A 463-nucleotide genomic window follows, 5' to 3' on the forward strand; every position below is an offset into this window, starting at 1 on the left:
ACGTTTCAGCCATTGCTCCAGCCAGAGCATCGCATCTAGATCCAAGTGGTTCGTCGGCTCATCCAGCAACAATAGGTCAGAAGGGCACATCAGTGCTTGCGCCAAATTCAAACGAATTCGCCAACCACCAGAGAAGTCATTAACCGGGCGCTGCATGTCTTTCTGATCAAATCCCAAACCATGCAGTAACTTTTCCACGATAACTGGTGCTTCATAGGCACCTATGTGCTCCAGCTCTCCATGGAGTTCAGCAATTTTATGGTCATCGTGTGCGGCTTCAGCTTGTTTTAATTCAGCCTCCAGACTACGGAGCTGCTGATGGCCATCGAGCACATAATCTTTAGCCGTTCGCTCTCCTGCTGTGACTTCCTGAGCCATATGAGAAACACGGCAGTTACCGGGCAAAGAATAGGCACCCGAATCCGGGCTAAGTTCGCCTAAGATAAGTTTAAACAAGCTTGTT

At 49.0% G+C, this 463-nt stretch carries 1 protein-coding gene; it reads right to left on the reverse strand.

The genetic code is table 11. The features are described from left to right. Positions 1-463 (reverse strand): ATP-binding cassette domain-containing protein (locus A3729_RS18705; RefSeq protein ID WP_156498017.1); only part of this gene is annotated, 463 nt, incomplete at both ends.

The sequence above is a fragment of the Oleiphilus sp. HI0043 genome (assembly GCF_001634935.1).